This window comes from Chryseobacterium sp. 22458, from assembly GCF_052044975.1.
Lineage (GTDB): Bacteria > Bacteroidota > Bacteroidia > Flavobacteriales > Weeksellaceae > Chryseobacterium.
The window spans coordinates 890,639-909,413 of the sequence record NZ_JBQEOA010000001.1; the positions used below are offsets into that span (position 1 = coordinate 890,639).

General features: G+C 38.0%; 17 protein-coding genes. 6 read left to right on the top strand and 11 right to left on the bottom strand.

Going from position 1 to position 18,775, the window contains the following annotated elements; translation table 11 throughout:
• The first annotated feature begins 61 nt into the window (after positions 1–61).
• The 5 genes from ACTJJF_RS03880 (at position 62) to ACTJJF_RS03900 (ending at position 3,872) form a co-directional block, all read left to right on the top strand.
• A complete protein-coding gene (locus ACTJJF_RS03880) occupies positions 62–922 on the top strand; it encodes a PH domain-containing protein (RefSeq protein WP_440698764.1) in 861 nt (286 codons plus the stop codon).
• 11 nt (positions 923–933) lie between these two features.
• Positions 934–1,779: a PH domain-containing protein gene (locus ACTJJF_RS03885; protein WP_440698765.1), complete on the top strand. Its 846-nt coding sequence runs from the start codon at positions 934–936 to the stop codon at positions 1,777–1,779.
• 18 nt (positions 1,780–1,797) lie between these two features.
• Positions 1,798–2,442 (top strand): GNAT family N-acetyltransferase, encoded by a 645-nt coding sequence (locus ACTJJF_RS03890; RefSeq protein WP_440698766.1) that lies wholly within the window; start codon positions 1,798–1,800, stop codon positions 2,440–2,442.
• A 66-nt stretch (positions 2,443–2,508) separates the two neighbouring features.
• Positions 2,509–3,039 (top strand): PH domain-containing protein, encoded by a 531-nt coding sequence (locus tag ACTJJF_RS03895; RefSeq protein ID WP_312302884.1) that lies wholly within the window; start codon positions 2,509–2,511, stop codon positions 3,037–3,039.
• A gap of 41 nt (positions 3,040–3,080) precedes the next feature.
• Positions 3,081–3,872, top strand: a complete 792-nt coding sequence (locus ACTJJF_RS03900; RefSeq protein ID WP_440698767.1) for a class I SAM-dependent methyltransferase — start codon at positions 3,081–3,083, stop codon at positions 3,870–3,872.
• A gap of 189 nt (positions 3,873–4,061) precedes the next feature.
• On the opposite strand, the gene ACTJJF_RS03905 is transcribed toward ACTJJF_RS03900, so the two are convergent.
• From ACTJJF_RS03905 to ACTJJF_RS03915, 3 genes are all read right to left on the bottom strand, one after another.
• The gene (locus ACTJJF_RS03905) at positions 4,062–4,298 is read right to left on the bottom strand and encodes a YtxH domain-containing protein (protein WP_065398108.1); all 237 of its coding nucleotides are present in this window, start codon (positions 4,296–4,298) and stop codon (positions 4,062–4,064) included.
• A 100-nt stretch (positions 4,299–4,398) separates the two neighbouring features.
• Complete coding sequence (locus ACTJJF_RS03910; protein ID WP_440698768.1) at positions 4,399–5,241, bottom strand: isoaspartyl peptidase/L-asparaginase; 843 nt, start codon at positions 5,239–5,241, stop codon at positions 4,399–4,401.
• 237 nt (positions 5,242–5,478) lie between these two features.
• On the bottom strand, positions 5,479–6,369 hold the full coding sequence (locus ACTJJF_RS03915; protein WP_065398106.1) for a cyanophycinase: 891 nt from the start codon (positions 6,367–6,369) through the stop codon (positions 5,479–5,481).
• A 198-nt stretch (positions 6,370–6,567) separates the two neighbouring features.
• Between ACTJJF_RS03915 and cphA the strand changes: the two genes are divergently transcribed.
• A complete protein-coding gene (gene cphA, locus ACTJJF_RS03920; protein WP_440698769.1) occupies positions 6,568–9,198 on the top strand; it encodes a cyanophycin synthetase in 2,631 nt (876 codons plus the stop codon).
• A gap of 80 nt (positions 9,199–9,278) precedes the next feature.
• Here cphA and ACTJJF_RS03925 read toward each other — a convergent pair whose 3' ends face one another.
• The 8 genes from ACTJJF_RS03925 to ACTJJF_RS03960 form a co-directional block, all read right to left on the bottom strand.
• On the bottom strand, positions 9,279–10,463 hold the full coding sequence (locus tag ACTJJF_RS03925; RefSeq protein WP_440698770.1) for a hypothetical protein: 1,185 nt from the start codon (positions 10,461–10,463) through the stop codon (positions 9,279–9,281).
• 238 nt (positions 10,464–10,701) lie between these two features.
• The gene (locus tag ACTJJF_RS03930) at positions 10,702–11,535 is read right to left on the bottom strand and encodes a type 1 glutamine amidotransferase (protein ID WP_312302906.1); all 834 of its coding nucleotides are present in this window, start codon (positions 11,533–11,535) and stop codon (positions 10,702–10,704) included.
• Positions 11,536–11,568: 33 nt separating this feature from the next.
• Positions 11,569–12,687, bottom strand: coding sequence for a carboxylate-amine ligase (locus ACTJJF_RS03935; RefSeq protein ID WP_065398103.1), 1,119 nt, complete (start codon positions 12,685–12,687; stop codon positions 11,569–11,571).
• Between the two features lie 32 nt (positions 12,688–12,719).
• Entirely contained in the window at positions 12,720–13,673 is a 954-nt protein-coding gene (locus ACTJJF_RS03940) for an ATP-grasp domain-containing protein (protein ID WP_440698771.1), read from the bottom strand.
• Positions 13,674–13,944: 271 nt separating this feature from the next.
• A complete protein-coding gene (locus ACTJJF_RS03945; RefSeq protein ID WP_440698772.1) occupies positions 13,945–14,658 on the bottom strand; it encodes an alpha/beta hydrolase-fold protein in 714 nt (237 codons plus the stop codon).
• Positions 14,659–14,692: 34 nt separating this feature from the next.
• The gene (locus ACTJJF_RS03950; RefSeq protein WP_440698773.1) at positions 14,693–15,907 is read right to left on the bottom strand and encodes an ATP-grasp domain-containing protein; all 1,215 of its coding nucleotides are present in this window, start codon (positions 15,905–15,907) and stop codon (positions 14,693–14,695) included.
• A 141-nt stretch (positions 15,908–16,048) separates the two neighbouring features.
• On the bottom strand, positions 16,049–17,464 hold the full coding sequence (locus ACTJJF_RS03955; RefSeq protein ID WP_440698774.1) for a leucyl aminopeptidase family protein: 1,416 nt from the start codon (positions 17,462–17,464) through the stop codon (positions 16,049–16,051).
• A gap of 5 nt (positions 17,465–17,469) precedes the next feature.
• Entirely contained in the window at positions 17,470–18,591 is a 1,122-nt protein-coding gene (locus ACTJJF_RS03960; protein WP_440699228.1) for an alpha/beta hydrolase, read from the bottom strand.
• Between the last annotated feature and the right edge of the window lie 184 nt (positions 18,592–18,775).

Here is an 18,775-nt window from a genome sequence, read left to right on the forward strand (position 1 = left end):
TGTAAACATAAAAATTAAAATGAACACGGATTGTGCTCTATGTGGATTGCCATTAACATCAATGGACACTCTCTTGGGAGAAAATAAACTCTTGGACGGAGGTACCTTATGCAATAAATGCCTTAATAAAGCAACCAATATCAATAAAGATCTTGTATCTGACCTTGCCAGCTACAGCTTGGTACAGATCAGGGACATTGTACTGAAGGAAAGTGTAGAGGAGGATGAGGAACAAATTGAAGTGGAAATTGCAGTCCCTCAGGCTCAGGTAATCACGGAGACTTCTCATTCATTTCAGTTTACCTTTACTACAGGCGGAACATCACCCACCAGGCTTGACGAAATCAAAGATCAGATTGCAGCATTGAATGCCAGACTCAGCATTTTTGTCAACAGTGAAGTAAAGGAACTGGTCAATGTTCTCGATAAAAATGAGAAGATCATCGCCATTGCAGAAGGAAAATACCTGTATAATAATCTCGAAGGAATTTTAGTTTCAACAGAAAGCAGAGTGATTTTTGTTGATAAAAAGTTCTTTGGTGGTGTATTTGAAAATGAATTTCTACATTATAAAATCACTTCAATGCAACATAGCACAGGGTTGATGTCATCTGAACTGAAAATCTTTACAGACAGCTTTAAAGCAGAATTTAAGCTTTATAACAGAAATTCAGCCAAAATATTTTATGATGCTATTCATGGCTATGTGTATAATTCCGGAAACCAATCGGCACAACAACAACAACAACAACAACAACAATCTGTCCAGCAGTCTGAAAAACCTCAGCAAGGAACGATTAAAAAAGAAGATGCTGCAGTCATATTTGAAAAGCTTGAAAAATTGGGCAAGCTTAGGGAAAATGGTATTTTAACAGAAGAAGAATTTGCAGAACAGAAAAAAAAGCTGTTGGATAAATTATAAAAATAAAAAAAATGAGTAATAATTGTTCATTGTGTAATTCAGAGTTAACCTCTATGGATACGCTTCTGGGAGCGAATAAACTTTCGGATGGCGGTATTTTATGCAATAAATGTTTAGATAAAATAAGTAATATCAATCAGGAGCTGCTGTACAATCTGAATATGTTCAGTATTGGTGATATCAACAGTCTGCTGCAGAAAGGGAAGACAGAACCGAGCCGGGAAATGGTACAGACAGAAAAAAAACTTCCTGCACCTACAGAACCTGAACTACAGAATATATCAGGTGAAGTATACAAACTCAGAAAGAGAAAGATAAAATACGAGTTGGAAAAACTGAATGCCAATCTTTCAGTCTTTACCAAAGGGGAGATCAAGGAGCTTCCTTACCTGATTTCAGAAGATGAAAAAATCATTGCAATAACAGATGCTCAATTCATTAATACACTGGATGCAGGGGTTTTGGTAGCCACGCCTTTAAGACTGCTTTCCGTATCAAAATCGATGTTTGGATCTGCAAAGATCAATATATATCCCAATGAGACGATCAGATCTGTAAGCTTTGTAACCGATCCGAGGTCGCCGATTATCAAATTACATTTAGAGGAAAGAGTAGTGGAGTTTGAATGCTATATGGATAAAGAGGATGCAGAAAAGTTCTATGACAAAATCAAAACCATCTATAATTCTCCTGTGGAACAGTCTCAAAAACAAATTGGCAACACTACAGCAAAAAGCAAATCTTCTGAAGCCATTTTTGAGCAGCTTGAAAAGCTTGGTCGGCTGAGAGAAAACGGAATTCTGACAGATGCAGAATTTACAGAACAGAAAAAGAAGCTGCTGGAACAGTTGGGATAACACTTTAAAAGGTTGATCATGAACAAAGTATCTGCAGAAATAGTGGAAAACTGGCTCAAAGGCTGGTCCTTATCAAGAGAATTACCTTTTCCGACACAATATAAATCTGGATTTAAGGTGATCGTAGGATATGAAAATCAAAAGGAAAGGTATGTGTTTCCTGAACTTAACGAAGATTTCTTTCAGCTTGCTGATTCCATTGCTGAACCTTGGGTATACCTGAAAGTATGTGCTTCTCCCAATCAATTCATAGAAAAGATCCCTGAAAGATGGAAACTTCAGTCTCAGGGCTATATGATGACCTGTTTTCAACCGATGAACTTCCCTGAAATTATGCTGGCTGACGGATATCAGGTGGAATATGGACAGCATAATTCGACCTTTATGGTTAAAATCATTGCTGAAAACGGAGAACAGGCTTCAATAGGCTATGTTGCACTGAGCGATGATCTGGCGGTTTATGACAGGATTGTTACCGAAAAAAATCATCAGAGAAAAGGTCTTGCTTCCTTTCTGCTTAAAGAACTTGAGAAAATAGCTTTATCAAAAGGATATACCAACAATTTTTTGGTCGCCACAGAAGAAGGGAAATTACTTTATGAAAATTTAGGCTGGAAAGTGTACAGTCTGCATACTTCTGTTGTCATTCCGGGGCAGGAATAAGATTTTTACCGGATTCAATTATTTTCTTGTCAAGAAATAGTAATTTAGGTGCATAAACTATTTACTATGGGTAGATCAAGACTTGATGAAATCAAAGACGAGCTTGAAAAGCTGGATATCAATCCTACTTTTTTTGCCAGAAAAGAAATACGTGAACTTCCGGATATCCTTTCAACAGAAGAGAAAATTGTCTATCTGGTTGAAGGCAGAAATAAAATTACCAAACATCATATCATTTTGGTAGCGACGGACAGACGACTGATTTTCGTAGATAAAGAATTGATGTACGGGCTGAAAGTAGAGGACTTTTCTTACGACAAAATAAGCTCAATACAATATGAAACCTCACTCTTACTGGCATCTATAGATATTCATGCTTCTGATAATATTGTGGAAATTGACGGTGTAGGCAAATATTACGCTGAATTATTCTGCGAAAAGGTAAGAGATTTCATGGCCCGCCCCAAAGAATATTTTCAGGCTAAACCTGAACCCACCATTTTAGATCAGCTGGAGCAGTTGGGACGGTTGAAAGAGAATGGTGTTTTAAGTGAAGAAGAATTTAATAATCAGAAGAAAAAACTGCTTGATCAATAGACTCCTGAAGCAAATCTTAATTCTGATAAAAAACAAAACTCATGGAAAATTACTTAGAAATAAATAAAACCTCATGGAATGCCAAAGTAGAACCGCACCTGAAGTCGGATTTCTATTTTGTAGATGAATTTTTAAAAGGAAGGAACTCTCTGAATTCTATAGAACTGGATCTCCTGGGAGATATAAAAGGAAAAACAATTCTGCATCTGCAATGCCATTTCGGGCAGGATTCCATTTCATTATCGAGAATGGGAGCAAAAGTTACCGGAATTGATCTTTCAGATAAAGCTATAGAAACTGCAATAGATCTGGCACTGCAATGCGGTACCGATACTGAATTTATCTGTTCTGATGTATACAATTTGCCCAATGTCCTGAATCAGAAATTTGACATCGTTTATACAAGTTACGGAACTATAGGCTGGCTTCCTGATCTTGAAAAATGGGCCGGTGTGATCAGTCATTTTCTGAAGCCTGGCGGTCAGTTTATCATGGCAGAATTTCATCCGGTTGTCTGGATGTTTGACGATGACTTTACAAAAGTAGCTTACAATTACTTCAATGAAAAGCCGATTGTGGAAACCTATGAAGGAACCTATGCAGATCAGTCTGCTCCTATTGTACAGGAATACGTCATGTGGAACCATTCTTTAGCAGAAGTTCTGGATAATCTGGTTAAAAAAGAGATGCAGCTGGAGACCTTCCGGGAGTTTGACTGGTCACCTTATCCGTGTTTCAGGCATGTGGAGGAATTTGAAAAAGGAAAATGGAGAATTCCACAGTTTGGAAAAAAAATCCCGATCGTATTTGCTTTAATGGCAACAAAGAAATAACTGAGAGCTAAACGTATAAACATTTAGGTAAGTTTAGCTTTTATAGCTACTAATGCACGAATAAAGGGAAAATTATTCTATCCACAGGAATTGTATTTCACATTAATCACTGAAAATATAAAAAAAGTCATCGCAATAATCTGCGATGACTTTTTTCAATATATGAATGTTAAAAAAACTATCTGTTTTTTAGCTTAAAGAATCTTCAGCCTTAGTCTTCACTTCGTCCACTTTATTCTGAACCTGAGAAGCAACATCATTGGCTTTGTTCTTAAGATCATTTCCCCATTTATTAAAGTTGTCTTTCGCTGTATTGATTTTATCTTTCACAGCCTGTTGGTCTTCAGGGCTTGAATTTTTATATTTCCAATACGCTAAAGCACCTAAACCTAATAAAGCTAATAAGCCTTTTGTTTTGTTTCCCATGATTTCTATTTTTTTAAGGTGTTAATATTAAAATTTGTTATTAATACTTATGTAAAATACGTGCCAAAAAATTCAACCGAATGATAAAAAAATGTTAAATTTAAGAAAAGACTTCAAAGTTTTTCCCGTCAAAACTGGCGAAAACCATAGTAGGATAGGAGTCCTGATGATATACATTTCCTTCTTTATCTATAGCGATGGCTCCGGCAAATCCGTCAATAGTCTTAAGTTCATCAAACGTTTTGTTGAATGCATTTTCAAGGCTCATTCCGTCTGTTACTCTTGTCACGATTTTGGCTGCTGTGGCATTACTTACAATATCCTCTCCTACGCCTGTACAGCTCACCGCACAGTAAACATTGGCATAATTTCCAGCTACTGTGGCAGAATCTGAGATCCTTCCCGGAATTTCAAAACCTTTTCCGCCTGTAGAAGTGGCAACAGCCAGTTTTCCGTCTTTATCTATTGCTACACAGCCTACAGTTCCTTTTCCTCCGGTAGCCAGCTTAGCTTCATACTCCTTTCTTCGCTGTGGAATTTCAGTGGAGAAATTTTCAAATCCGTGTTCTGAAGCATATTTTTTGGCACCTTGACCGCCTAAAACCCTGTCATCTTCACCAATCAGGTCTTTGGCTACAAAAACGGGATTTTTTACATCCTGGATATTGATCACACCACTCAGCTTTTGGGTTTCACCATTCATAATGGCCGCACTCATACGGATAACCCCGTCACTTTGAATCTGTGACCCGATCCCGGCATTGTACAAAGGGTCGTCTTCCAATAAAGAAACGGCATAAGCAACAGTATCGAACGCAGAATGGTTTTGAAGATATTCGAAAGCCTTTTGAGCAATACTTTTTAATGAATTTTGTTTAGCTGTTTTTACTTCATGGCTTTGATCACTCTCTGAGAAAAAACCGCCGTGGATGATGATTTTCATAAATATAGATGATAATTGATAAATAATGATTGATAGTCTTACGAAGGTAACTGATAAATTTTAATTAATTCCAATATTTTGAAATTTCATGTAAAGAATAAGAAATATATAATTATCTGATTCATATTAGTGTCTTCCGTCATTATTTTCCATCGTAGGGCTGTCAAAGATTTGAGGAGGTGATAAACAAAAAAAAACGGAAACAAAGTTCCGTTTATATAAAGTAGGTGAGTTGTATTATTTATCCTGAGGAATAGGATTAAACTGCGAATTCTCAATCGTCAGCGTTTTTGTCGTAAGATCGTAATGATCATTCATAGACATCACATGAACCGTTAAATTATCAATAGAGATCGGTTCGCCAAGATTAATGTTGGTAAGATTGGTATCTTTGATGAACCTTCCATCTACAAGAATAACAAGTCCTGAACCTACAGCCGTCATTACATCATTATGAATGAAAAGTCCCGTATCTTCTCCAAGACCTATTCCCAGTGTTCTCGGGTTATTTACCACAGCCTGGAAAAGACGCCCGATTCGGCCTCTTTGTACAAAATGCGTATCAATGATCACATTATCTATAAGACCTAACCCCTGTGTAGTTTTTATTTCTCCTTTTAAAAGTGCTTCTGAGCTGCTTCCCTGATAGATCATATTTTCTGAAGCGGCGGCGGCACCTGCGGAAGTTCCTGAGTAAATAAAATCCTGCTCCTGGTATTTCAGTAAAATGGTATCGTGAAATCTTGTCCCGCCAAGAATAGAAGTCAGTCTCAGCTGGTCTCCCCCGGTAAACATCATGACGTCTGCAGCATTGGCTCTGGCTACCATAGCATCAGAATTGGCTTCTTCACGGTTATGGATATCAAGAACATTTACATTTTTAGCTCCTAAGAACTCAAATGCTTTTTTGTATTCTGAACCTACGATCTGAGGAATCTGGGAGGCTGTTGTTACGATTTCAATGACAGAATTTTCCTTGTGTTTTGATTCGTTGATAATCTTCCGTAGGATTCCACGTTCAAAAAAGTTAAGATTCTTTTCGATATTCTGATCATAATCGGTTTCTGCAAAACTTCCTTTGTTTACAGCCCCTCCGATAACTATTAATTTTCCAACAGGTTTCGTCATGGTACAAAATTAAAAAATAAATAACATTATTTGGCGAAATTCATGCCATCTTTCGCTGATTTTTAATGATTTAAAAATGTTAATAAAAATTAATATTTTTTTAATAAATCTTTAAATGAGGTATGGTTTTGTTTAGGGTTTTACATTATCTTTGGTTATAAAAGGAGTTATTGTTAACTGTTAAAATGCCAATAGACTATGAAAATCGAAAAGATTCAGGCACTACGTGGTCCTAATATCTGGAGCATAAGAAGAAAGAAGCTGATACAGATGAGGTTGGACCTTGAAGAAATGGAAAATTATCCTACCAATAAGATCGACGGATTCAGGGAGAGGATTGAAAAATTAATACCTTCACTGATTACCCACCGCTGCTCCGAAGGAGTGGAAGGAGGCTTTTTCCACAGGGTGGAGACAGGGACCTGGATGGGGCATGTCATTGAGCATATTGCTTTAGAGATTCAGACCCTTGCCGGGATGGATGTAGGGTTTGGAAGAACCCGTGAAACAAAAACTCCGGGAGTGTACAACGTGGTATTCAATTATCTTGAAGAAAATGCAGGGATTTATGCTGCAGAAGAAGCTGTAAAGATTGCAGAAGCCCTGGTGGAAGGAAAAGACTATGATTTAAATGCCTGCATTCATAAATTAAAAGAGATCAGGGAAAGGGTCCGTCTGGGCCCGTCTACAGGAAGTATTGTTGAGGAAGCTGCTTCCAGAAGAATTCCATGGATCAGGTTGGGAACCAATTCTTTGGTACAGCTTGGTTATGGAGTCAATCAACAGCGCTTTCAGGCGACTATTACTGGAAAAACAAGTTCTATTGCTGTAGATATTGCCTGTAATAAGGAATTAACCAAAAGAATGCTTCACGATGCAGCCATTCCGGTCCCGATCGGTGATCTGGTGGTGGATGAAGAAGACTTAAATACTGTTATCAGGAAAATAGGATATCCTATTGTTTTAAAACCTCTGGATGGAAATCATGGGAAAGGCTCTTCCATTAATGTCAATGACTGGGAATCTGCAAAAACAGGCCTGGAGCATGCCCAAAAATATTCACGAAAAGTTATCGTTGAAAAATACATTACCGGATATGATTTCCGGGTATTGGTGATTAATAATAAAATGGTTGCTGCAGCAAGAAGAGTTCCTGCTCACGTTGTAGGGGACGGAGAACTGAATCTTCAGCAGCTTATTGATAAGGAAAATAAAGATCCGAGAAGGGGGTACGGTCATGAAAATGTCCTGACTGAAATTGAAGTGGATAAAGATACTATGGAGCTGCTGGAAAAGCTTCAGTATACTTTAGAAACAATTCCTCAGAGAGGAGAAGTGGTATATTTAAAATCAACAGCAAATCTTTCAACCGGTGGAACTTCCATTGATGTTACGGATATGATACACCCGGAAAATATCACGATGGCAGAGCGAATTTCCAAGATTATCGGGCTGGATGTCTGTGGTATTGATATCATGGCTGAGAATTTGACCCAACCTTTAAAGGAAAGTGGCGGCGCTATTATAGAAGTTAACGCTGCTCCTGGCTTCAGAATGCACCTGGCACCAAGTGAAGGACTGCCCAGAAATGTGGCTGCACCTGTTGTAGATATGCTTTATCCTCAGGGGAAACCTTTTACCATTCCTATTATTGCAGTAACCGGCACAAACGGAAAAACAACTACGACAAGACTTATTTCCCATATTGTAAAAAGTAACGGATATAGAGTAGGATTCACCACTTCGGACGGAATTTATATCCAGAATACAATGCTTTCAAAAGGAGATACAACAGGACCGATTTCGGCAGAATTCATCCTGAAAGATCCTACCGTAGAATTTGCGGTGCTTGAAACGGCAAGAGGGGGAATCTTACGTTCCGGACTTGGTTTCTCTCAGTGTGATATCGGAGTTTTGACCAATATTGAGGAAGATCACCTGGGAATGAATGATATCAATAACTTAAGAGATCTTACCAAAGTGAAAAGGGTCGTATTGGATAGTGTAAAGAAAAGCGGCTGGAGCGTTCTGAATGCAGACAACGAATATTCGATGAAAATTATAAATGATCTTGATTCGAATGTAGCGATCTTCAGTATGGATGAAAATAACCCTCATATCGTAAAATTTGCGAAAGAAGGAAAGATCACCTGTGTATATGAAGAAGGTTTCGTAACCATTAAAAAAGGAGACTGGAAGATCAGAATAGGAAAAGCTAAGGATTTTCCGATCACAATGGAAGGGAAAGCCAGATTCATGATTGAAAACGTCTTAGCAGCCAGTCTGGCAAGTTATCTTTACGGTTTTGGAATCGAAGATATCTCCAATTCCTTAAGAACGTTTATTCCAAGTGCTCAGCTTACTCCGGGAAGGCTGAATGTCTTCAAATTCAAAAACTTTAAAGTGCTGATCGACTTTGCTCATAACCCTTCCGGTTATGAAGCGATTGAAGATTATCTAAAAAACGTTGAATCTACCAAGAAGATCGGTATTATTTCCGGTGTAGGAGACAGAAGAGATAATGATATCAAAGAATGCGGGAAAATTGCCGGCAGAATGTTCGATTATATTATTATCCGTAATGAAAAACACCTTCGTGGAAGAACAGAAGAAGAAATCAACGGATTGATTATTGACGGAATAAATGAAGCAGGCAGAGACGTAAGTTACGAGATTATCCCTAAAGAAATCGAAGCCCTGAAACATGCCATAGGAATGGCGGAAGAAGGTACTTTTATTACTGCTTTAAGTGATGTGATCTCTAATGCAATCGATCTGGTGCAGGAATACCAGGCAAGGGAATTGCTGGAAGACGATAAAAACGTATAATATTTACTGTTTATAAGAGACTCGGCTGAACCAAAGGTTCAGCCGAGTCTTATTGATAATTTTTTTAATGATTAAAAAAATTATCCCTCTGCAAAAAAAGCATTGGAACTTCCGATCCATATCGCATCCTTTTTATTGAAATCAACATTTACCATTGCTGCTTTCGTCATTCTTCCCAAATTTTCCAAAAGTACAGGACGCTCATCGCCTTGCTTCCAGATATACAACAGACGGATCTCCGCTTTTGAAAATTCTCCGTTAATATCTTCGAAAATCGGTTCGTAGGTTACTTTTCTCTGCAGGATATAATTTTCTTTATCCTCAATAGCATCCGTTATTTCTTTAGTGGGGTTAAGATTTATACCGCTTCCTGCGAATGAAAATAAAGGTTTCAATACAAAATTTTCAAGATTTTCATTTTCCGGAAATTCATGTAAAAAATAACTTTTCGGAACGAATTGATGTTTTAATAATGGCAAAAGGAACTTTGAAATTTTAAAGAACCAGTTAGGATGAGTAACCCATTCTACCTCCGCTTCTTCACGGAAATCGAATTCAGTTTTGAGATCCGGAATTCTGTCCAGTTCATCAAAAATGACTCTGTTGTAGATTCTTTTGATCTGAATTAGTTGGCCTTCATGCTCATAATACAGTTTTTTACCTTCTTTTTTTACTTTGGTCAGACAGATCGTTTTTATTCCCAATAATTGCTCCGTCAAAGCAAAATCAATCGCTGTTTTCTGTTTTTCAGGGAAGATTTCGAGAAGAACTACATTTTCCGGATTTTCATCACCTACAATCAGCTCCTTCAAATAGTTTTTAAACGTTTCATGAGGCATTGGATTCCGGATATCGGAAAGGAAAGGGTAGACTTCACAAAATGTCTCTTCAAAGACCTTCTGGAAGGCATATAATGAAGGGAAGGCCTGCAATTCTATCAATTGAGGTTCAATGTCTCCGTTTTCACTTTTGCAGATCCCGAAATCTATGGTGAAAAAGTGAGGCTGGTCCGTATCATTAGGAACCCGGCAATTATCGGGAATAGCTTTCTGCAGAGTTTCAGCCGGAAGTGCTTTGATCTGGGTGATGATGCTTTCGCTGGCATCAAGAAGCTTACCTTCGAATGCTTTGGTAAGAAATAAGGGGCTCTCAGAAATTCTAAAGGTAGGTTCTATACCTCCTTTTTGTTTTAAAATATCTTTCAGCTGTTGATATTTTTCCTGTGAAAGCTCCTGATTGAACTGTTTTCTGTATTTTGGGATCATATTTTTTCTTTTGTGATGTTAAAAAAATCGAGCAATAATGCCCGATTTGATATTTTAAATGAGTTTAACCACAAATCAAAGATTTGACAAAGTCAAAAGTCATAAAGGATGAATAAATTCAAGGTGAAAATCAAAGATTTTCAAAAAAACTTAAATGTACTTTTCAAATAATTAGCAGTACCTTAAAATAACCAAAGTGCTAAAAAACTTTTGTGACTTTGTGGTTGATATCAATGCTTTAAGCCAAAGACTCAATCTCTTTCAAAATGTTTTTTTTTGCAAACTGAAGGAACCTCGGAAGGATCTGGTTTCTGGTCAGGATGATTTTGTCTTCATCATCTATTCTGTCCATGGTCTCAAGATATTTTTCCATACCGAAGTTTTCGATCATCGCTTCCCTGTTTTTTTCATCTTTCAGATTTTCAATCAATGCTTGAGGGCTGGCTTCCGGGTGAAACTGGGTTCCGAATATTTCATCTGAAAAACGGACTGCCATTACAGCTCTTTCCAGATTGATATGAGGGCGGAATTTTTCAATGGCCATAACAGTCATTCCCAGTTCCTCAAAACGGTCCTGATCAGGCTCAATAAACTGGTATGCTCTGGAATCTACTGCATAGAATGGATCCTGGAGGTTTTTGAATAAAAACTCTTCACGGCCTTCTTTGGTTTTATGCACAGGCATTACTCCAAAAGAATAGGATTTCCTTTTGCAGATATTACCCAGTTTCCAGTGAATGCTTGCCAGCTGGAATGAATGGCAGATCAGGAAAAGGTATTTTTTATCCTCGCTGTATTTATTGTGTTCAAAAACAGAATCTAAAAAACCGGCAAATCTGTCTTCCCATGCAAAACCTTCTCTGTGAGGATTACCAGGTCCGCCTGAAGAAATAAAAATATCAAAATCATCAATCTCCGGCATTTCATCTTTGAACCTCACATCAAATGTTTTGATGATCACATTTTCTTCAGACTTCTGCTGAAAAGCTTCGGAAATCTCTTTAATGTTTCTAAAGCCTTGATTCACATGGTTGTTGTTCATGTCCAGCAGAGCAATTCGAATATCTTTCATTACATCATATTTTTTGTAAAGTTACCAAAAATATTATGAAGCGTGCTCTCCATGTGTTATGCCATACTCAGTTTCTGAGATCATATAATCTACCACTTTCGTCAGATCACCTGTTTCCTTAAAGATTTGAAGCTGCCTGTCGGCACCGGTTCCGTTCTCAAGAATTTTCCAGGCATATTCCACCTCATGACGGCAGCCAAGATCGTCTACCACATCATCAATAAATTCTAAAAGTTCTTTTAAAAGGTGAGGATAAGGTACAGATTCTTCTTTACCAAAGTCGATCAGATGGGCTTCAATACCGCTTTTGGAAGCACGCCATTTATTTTCATTCAACAGCAGCCTTCTATAGCTTCTGAAACTCAGGTTCTGCTGATGAAGCTTATAAATTTTAGCCACCAGGCTTTGCATGATTGCTGCAAGGCAGACGGTTTCATCAATTCTTAAAGGCATATCGCAGATTCTGAATTCAATGGTAGGGTAGAACGGGTGAACACGCAGATCCCACCAGATTTTCTTGGCATTGTCAATCGTTCCTGTTTTTACAAGAAGGTCTACATAGCTGTCAAATTCCGCCAGAGAATTGAAATAACTTGGAATTCCTGTTCTTGGGAATTTCACGAAAATCTCCTGACGGTAAGACTTAAATCCCGTATATCTTCCGATCCAGAAAGGTGAATTGGTAGACAGGGCATAGACGTGAGGCAGAAAGTAACGCATCACATTCTGAATTCTTACGCCTTCTTCACGGTTGGGAATTCCAATATGTACGTGGAGCCCGAAAATAAGGTTTTCACGGGCTACATCTCCCATGTCATCCACAATTTTGATGTATCTTTCTCCCTGGGTAATATTATTTTCCGACCAATGCGAAAAAGGGTGCGTCCCACCTCCGGAAACACGAAGTCCCTGTTCATGGGCTGTATTGATAAGATGCCTTCTTAAATTTGTTAATTCTGCCCTGGCTTCCTGAATATTCTGGCAGATACCCGTTTCCATCTCAATCATAGATTCGTGCATTTCGTGCTTTAAGTTCTCACTTAAAACCGCTTTGCCTCCTTCAATGATTTTAGAAACGTGAGAAACCAGATCCCGGCTTTCAACGTCGATGATCTGATACTCTTCTTCAATTCCAATAGTAAACTGATGCATTTTTTCTGTGTTTTTTTTATTTCTTCAAAAGTTTATTTGATCGAATCTTTTACAAAGGTTCCCCAGGTGATATTAGGTTTTCCGGGAACATATTCTTTAGCTTTTTCAATCGCCAGTTTTGCAGCATGTTCTATGATCCATGCGAAGTTTTCCTCTCCTACAGAATTCCGGTCTGCATCCGGTGCAGGATTACAGAAGTCGATTGCATAAGGAATACCGTCTCTTACTGCAAATTCTACCGTATTAAAATCATAGCCCAGAGCTTCGTTCATTTTGATGGTATAATCATGAATGGTCTTCAATAATTTCTCAAGTTCTTCCCCTTGAGTCTGATGGGTTGTTGCATATCTTAAATGATGTGGATTTCTAGGCTCATATGGCATAATATGAACGTATTTTCTGCCCAGGCAGTAAACTCTGTAATAATCATCAAAAATGATCTCTTCCTGTACCATCATCACAAGCTGTTCGGTTTCACTCAGTTTATTCCAAAGATCATCCGGATTTTCTACTCTGTAAACATTTTTCCATCCTCCGCCGTCATGAGGTTTCATATAGGCCGGGAAGCCTACATAATTGAAAATGTATTCCCAGTCGTGAGGGAATTTAAGATTCCTGAATGAGGTTTCTGAAGTGCTGTCCGGTCTTTCGTGAGACGGAAGCAAAACGGTCTTGGGAAGAGGAATTCCAAGCTTAGACATCAGGGCATTGTTGAAAAACTTTTCGTCAGCACTCCACCAGAAAGGATTATTGATCACATAAGTACCGTTAAGTGCTGCATTTTTCAGATAAGCTCTGTAAAAGGGAACATCCTGTGAAATTCTGTCGATGATTACTGCATATCCATAATCTGCACCCTGCTCCAGTTTATCAATCATTACCGGCTCAGCGATGATATCTCCGCCTCCCAGTTCATTTACTTTGTCTATAAATGCCCAGGGAAATGTATCTTCCATACCGAATAGAATTCCTACTTTTTTTGCCATAATTTCTGTTTTTAAATTGGTGTATATTTTTTTTCTGTTTTATCTTTTTTACTGTGGATGAAAATGAAATTCAGTCCGGGAAACCATCCCGTCAAATCCTTGATTTGACACCCCTCCAAAAGAAGGAAATATCAAGTCTTCAGTTGTGATACCCGGGAAATAAAAGGTTTTGATTTTTTTTAAAACTTAAATGAACTTTTCAAACAGTTAGTAGTATTTAAAAATAATTTAAGTACAAAGTATCTTCTGTGTTAAATGTTACTTATTGGGTTTAAGAGAAGTAAGCTCCTATAAATGTTGGGAATACCATTCTCCACAAAGGCCAGTCGTGCCCGATCCATTTTCTTTCATCATACCAGAAATCAATTCCTTTTAACCGTAAGATTTCTGCCATTTCAATGTTTTTATCTTTACAGATATCCTGATCGGAGGTACTCAATACGATATGCATATGTTTGTATTTCCAGGCTTCATCGTTTCTTACAAATTCTCTTGGACAGTTAAAGTACACCAGCTCATCAGAATATCCGTTCATAAAATTCCTGATACTGAATGCTCCTGACATACAGATCACATGGGAAACAACATCCGGAAACCTGAAAGCAAAATTGGCCGCATGATACCCTCCGAAACTGGCTCCGGCAACTGCAACACGATGCGTTTTATGAAGCTTCTGAATATAAGGTACAAATTCCTGAATCAGAAACTGTACGTACCGCTCGTAGTTTCTGATACGCTGCTGGGGAGATATCTTTTCATCATAAAAGCTCCATGAGTCAATGGTCTGAATGTTATAAAGTTTTACCTTTCCCTGTTCTACAAACCAGTTGATACTTCCGTTAAGGTGAAAATCATGGTTTTGGGTATATTGTCCCTGAGAGGTTGGAAACATGATGATAGGATAGCCGTAATGTCCGGTTACCTCTACCTTGAGACTTGTTCCCAATATATTTGAATAATAATCTGTATGTTCTATGTGAGGCATTTAAATTTTTTTTACTTTAATAATTGTGTTGATATTAACTGCTTAGTTTGCTGCTTTTGGGAGGTAAGATATTTAGCATATCAGTCTGTATTTTTTCAGCGGCACTGTCCAGTTTTTCCTGTACAATAGCGGCATCATTTGATTTGTAAACAATCCCGACATGATAATCTATGGGAAGAAATTTTACTACCTCTTCAGATGCAAAACTGCTGTAATCCGGTTCTTTTTCCTTGATCAGGGCAACAATTAATCCTGCGTAATATCCTGTGGGAGGTGAAACACTGTAGTTGTTTCCTTTCAGCAGGGCATCTTCAATTCTGGCCCATTCTCTCCAGATATTAACGCCGCTTGAGGCTTCCACCAGATCAGGAATGTGGGCACCGCCAACCCGTGATGATGTTTCAAGGAAATACCATTTTCCGTCTTCTTTTCCACGGATAAATTCTGTATGGGTAGCCCCGTTGATCAATCCGAAGCTTGACAGCACTTTAGCATTGATCTCTTCCAGAGCTTTGAATTCTTCGGAATATCTTCCCAGTGTTTTAGACCGGAAAACACCGCCTTCATGAGAAACCTGCATAGGAGGTGCCAGATATTTGGAAGCGGAAGTGAATATAATTTCTTTATTAAAAGTAAGACTGTCTACATGGTATACATCTCCTGGTTTAAAGCTTTCCAGTAAAAATAGATGACGTTCTTCGCCAAGAATATCCAGCGCCTCATGAAGCTGTTCCTTGGAAGTAATTTTTTTAATTCCTGATGCTGATGCTTCTGATCGTGGTTTCAGCACCCATGGAGCCGGTACTCTGTCTGCAAAACTGTTCACCTCATCATCATTGAATACTGCTGTAAATTCCGGCACATTAATCCCTGAGTCTTTGGCTTTCTGACGCATGGCCAGTTTATCCCTGAAATAACGATGGGTAGTCTGGCCCATTCCCGGGATACGAAACGTTTCCCTGATCAGTGCGGCTTTTTCTACATCATAATCATCGAGCGCTACTACGGCGTCAACTTTTCTGCTTTTCATGAGGTGTGAAAATCCCTGGATCAGATGTTCCAGATTCCATACGGACGGTTTGAGCTCCGGCATATAAAATACCTCATCAATGGCATGCCATGGCCAGTTTTTTTCTTTAAGGTTTTCTGATGTTACCAAAATGATGTTATTCCCAAGCTGCTTCATTTCGTCCATAAAGTCATAGCCCTTGTAGTAGCAGGAAATACATACAATTGTTTTCTTCTCCATATAATGTTTTTTATAATTTAGTGAATTTTCAAAAATAAAAGCAAATATTTATTGTTTTATTAATGATAAAAAATGAAATATCATGCGTTTTTGAAAATTCACTAATCAAGTATACAGAGATTTTTTGTAAAAAACTAATTTTTAGTGATAATTTTCAATTAAATCCACGAGTAATTGTACACCATATCCTGTTGCAGCTTTTTCTTTGGCATATCCTACATTTCCGAAAGCCACTCCGGCTATGTCGAGATGAGCCCATTTAGGATGGTTTTCAATGAATTGCTCCAGGAATTTGGCTGCAATGATACAGTCGCCGATGGGCTTCATTGAAATGTTTTTCATATCGGCAACATCAGACTGTATATCTTCTTTCCAGATATCCCACAAAGGAAGATTCCAAAGTCTTTGATTGGTTTGATCACCTGTTTTTATCAGAATATTTTTAAGTTCTTCATTATTGGAAAACATGGCACCGCAGGTATCCCCGAACATTCGGACCGAACTTCCCGTTAACGTGGCAAGATCAATAAGGTAATCTGTTTTGTAATTTCTGGAAAGATAGGAAAGTCCGTCAGCAAGAATCAGCCTTCCTTCAGCATCGGTGTCAAGCACTTCAATGGTTTTTCCGTTATATGCGGTGATAACATCACTTGGAAGCAGTGCTTTTTCAGAAATAGCATTATCGGTAATCGGAAGGATGACAACGATATTCACCGGAAGTTTCATTTCTGCAGCATAGACCAGGGTTCCAAGTACTGCTGTAGCCCCACCCATATCAGATTTCATATAATGCAGATTGGCAGAATTCTTTAATGAGATTCCTCCGGTATCAAATAACACACATTTTCCGACCAGGCCGTAAGTTTTAGCATTTTTAACGCTGGTTTTATATTCTAAGATCGTAAAAGCTGCATCATAAGCACTTCCCTGATTAACGGCAAGATAAGCTCCAAGGCCAAGCTCTTCACATTTCTTTCTGTTGAATACAGTATATTTTAATTCATATTTTTTTGCTAAATTTTTAAGATATAAATTAAAAATATCAGGCTTCTTAAGATTCGCAGGTTTATTCAGCCATTCCTGGCAGGCGATCTGCCCTTGACTTAATGCCTCAGCTTTCTGAATGATATGATCTAATTTTTTCTGGCTTAAATTTTCAAAATGAAGTTCGAATTTTGTGTTCCAGAAAGCATGATTTTTTTCAAAAGGATACTTGTAAGTTCCGATAAGCAGGCCTTTGACAAATTCTTCAAATTGTTTTTCATTCATGAAATCTGCCAGTAGCAGCGTTGGTACCGCCTGTAGTTTTTCCTTTTGAGTCTGTGTAAATTTTACAGCAACCTGCTGGATTTCGAAATTCTGTAAAGTTGATTTTCCGAGCCCGATAAAATAAGTAATCCCCTCTTCATGAGCGTTCACAAAAACTTCATGTTTTTTTCCTGTGAAAAAATTAGCGATATTTTTGTTGAAATTTTTACCTGTCCTGGTCCATTCTTCTTCAGTGAATACATGGAAAATCTGGGTGTAGTTTTTATTTTTTTTATTGATTAATTTCATACAGTTTAATTCTTAATGCTTTGTTGTTGGGGCTTTACTTCAAGTGGGTTTTCTGTATTGTCGTAATACAGCCATTCAATAGCTCTCGGGAATTCCTGGGACCAGTAGAATTCATTATGTGTACCTTCAGGATTGATATTGGTTCTGAACTCGAAATCAAAAAGGTTTTTCTTTTCCCACCTTTTCAGATATTCCTCGAAAACATGAATTCTTTTGACCATTTTAGAGCCTTCCTGGCCACCGCCATACAGGTAGATTTTGGTTTTGAAAGGAACTCTGAAGCTCATCATCGGGAAATTATTGTTCGGTTCTACCCATAAAGAAGGGGAGAAGATCAATAATTTGGAATAGACCTCAGGATAAAGAAAGCCGCTGTAGATGCTGATAAGAGCGCCCAATGAGCTTCCCCCGATTCCCGTATTGTCACGGTCTTTTTTGGTACGGTATTTTTCATCCACAAAAGGTTTAAGGGTATCTGTAATAAAACGAATATACTTTTTTCCTTCGGAACCATTGGCTACATTATCATTATCGAAGATATATTCTTTGATCCTGTCTTCACTTCCATGTTCTATGGCAATGATAATGATATCTCCACGGCCGTACTCTGCAAGGATAGACAGCTTTTTGTCAATCTCCCAGTTGCCGAAGCCACTTCCTTCATTGAACAGATTCTGGGCATCCTGAAGATACAAAACCGGGTAGCTTTTTTCTGATGTATGATAATCATGGGGAAGCAGTGCCCATACTTTCCGGTAGCGGTCAAGCTGCGGAATATAAAATTTTTCGGAAATCACCTCTGCTATGGGGAAATATTCCTCTTTGAACGGCCCCCAGTTTAATCTCCATTTTTCTATACTGTCTGAGACTGTTCCTACAGATTTTTTTACTTTCCTGTTGGGGGTGATATTTCCATATTTATCCAGCTCCACATTTTCCCAGCCGCCTTTTGTAAATTTATATTCAATATTGTCCGGGAGAACCTGATCATCGATTTCTATAAAATAATTACAGGGGTCCTTTTGTTGAAGTTGATAATTGTAGTCTTTGGGGTTCCAGCTGTTGAAATTTCCGGTGACAAATACCGGTCTGTCGTCTTTTTCTTCCGTGTAAAGTTCAAACCTCATCATAGTGTTTAATAAAATTATGCTGCTAAATTTATAAAAAAGATTGTTTTGAAATCATAAAAATTTGACCTAAAAAATGATATATTTGATAGATAGACGAAAGAAGAAAACTAACTTGATAATTATTTGATGAATAATTAATCGCTTGATGTCAGTATTTTTCGTAGTTTCAGGGAAAATATAA

Excerpts from the sequence above, each read along its gene's own strand:
- ACTJJF_RS03885 (WP_440698765.1), top strand. The coding sequence starts at position 934 with ATGAGTAATAATTGTTCATTGTGTAATTCAGAGTTAACCTCTATGGAT.
- cphA (WP_440698769.1), top strand. The coding sequence starts at position 6,568 with ATGAAAATCGAAAAGATTCAGGCACTACGTGGTCCTAATATCTGGAGC.
- ACTJJF_RS03890 (WP_440698766.1), top strand. The coding sequence starts at position 1,798 with ATGAACAAAGTATCTGCAGAAATAGTGGAAAACTGGCTCAAAGGCTGG.
- ACTJJF_RS03915 (WP_065398106.1), bottom strand. The coding sequence starts at position 6,369 with ATGACGAAACCTGTTGGAAAATTAATAGTTATCGGAGGGGCTGTAAAC.
- ACTJJF_RS03945 (WP_440698772.1), bottom strand. The coding sequence starts at position 14,658 with ATGCCTCACATAGAACATACAGATTATTATTCAAATATATTGGGAACA.
- ACTJJF_RS03955 (WP_440698774.1), bottom strand. The coding sequence starts at position 17,464 with ATGAAATTAATCAATAAAAAAAATAAAAACTACACCCAGATTTTCCAT.
- ACTJJF_RS03905 (WP_065398108.1), bottom strand. The coding sequence starts at position 4,298 with ATGGGAAACAAAACAAAAGGCTTATTAGCTTTATTAGGTTTAGGTGCT.
- ACTJJF_RS03950 (WP_440698773.1), bottom strand. The coding sequence starts at position 15,907 with ATGGAGAAGAAAACAATTGTATGTATTTCCTGCTACTACAAGGGCTAT.
- ACTJJF_RS03900 (WP_440698767.1), top strand. The coding sequence starts at position 3,081 with ATGGAAAATTACTTAGAAATAAATAAAACCTCATGGAATGCCAAAGTA.
- ACTJJF_RS03895 (WP_312302884.1), top strand. The coding sequence starts at position 2,509 with ATGGGTAGATCAAGACTTGATGAAATCAAAGACGAGCTTGAAAAGCTG.
- ACTJJF_RS03930 (WP_312302906.1), bottom strand. The coding sequence starts at position 11,535 with ATGAAAGATATTCGAATTGCTCTGCTGGACATGAACAACAACCATGTG.
- ACTJJF_RS03910 (WP_440698768.1), bottom strand. The coding sequence starts at position 5,241 with ATGAAAATCATCATCCACGGCGGTTTTTTCTCAGAGAGTGATCAAAGC.
- ACTJJF_RS03925 (WP_440698770.1), bottom strand. The coding sequence starts at position 10,463 with ATGATCCCAAAATACAGAAAACAGTTCAATCAGGAGCTTTCACAGGAA.
- ACTJJF_RS03940 (WP_440698771.1), bottom strand. The coding sequence starts at position 13,673 with ATGGCAAAAAAAGTAGGAATTCTATTCGGTATGGAAGATACATTTCCC.
- ACTJJF_RS03960 (WP_440699228.1), bottom strand. The coding sequence starts at position 18,591 with ATGAGGTTTGAACTTTACACGGAAGAAAAAGACGACAGACCGGTATTT.
- ACTJJF_RS03880 (WP_440698764.1), top strand. The coding sequence starts at position 62 with ATGGACACTCTCTTGGGAGAAAATAAACTCTTGGACGGAGGTACCTTA.
- ACTJJF_RS03935 (WP_065398103.1), bottom strand. The coding sequence starts at position 12,687 with ATGCATCAGTTTACTATTGGAATTGAAGAAGAGTATCAGATCATCGAC.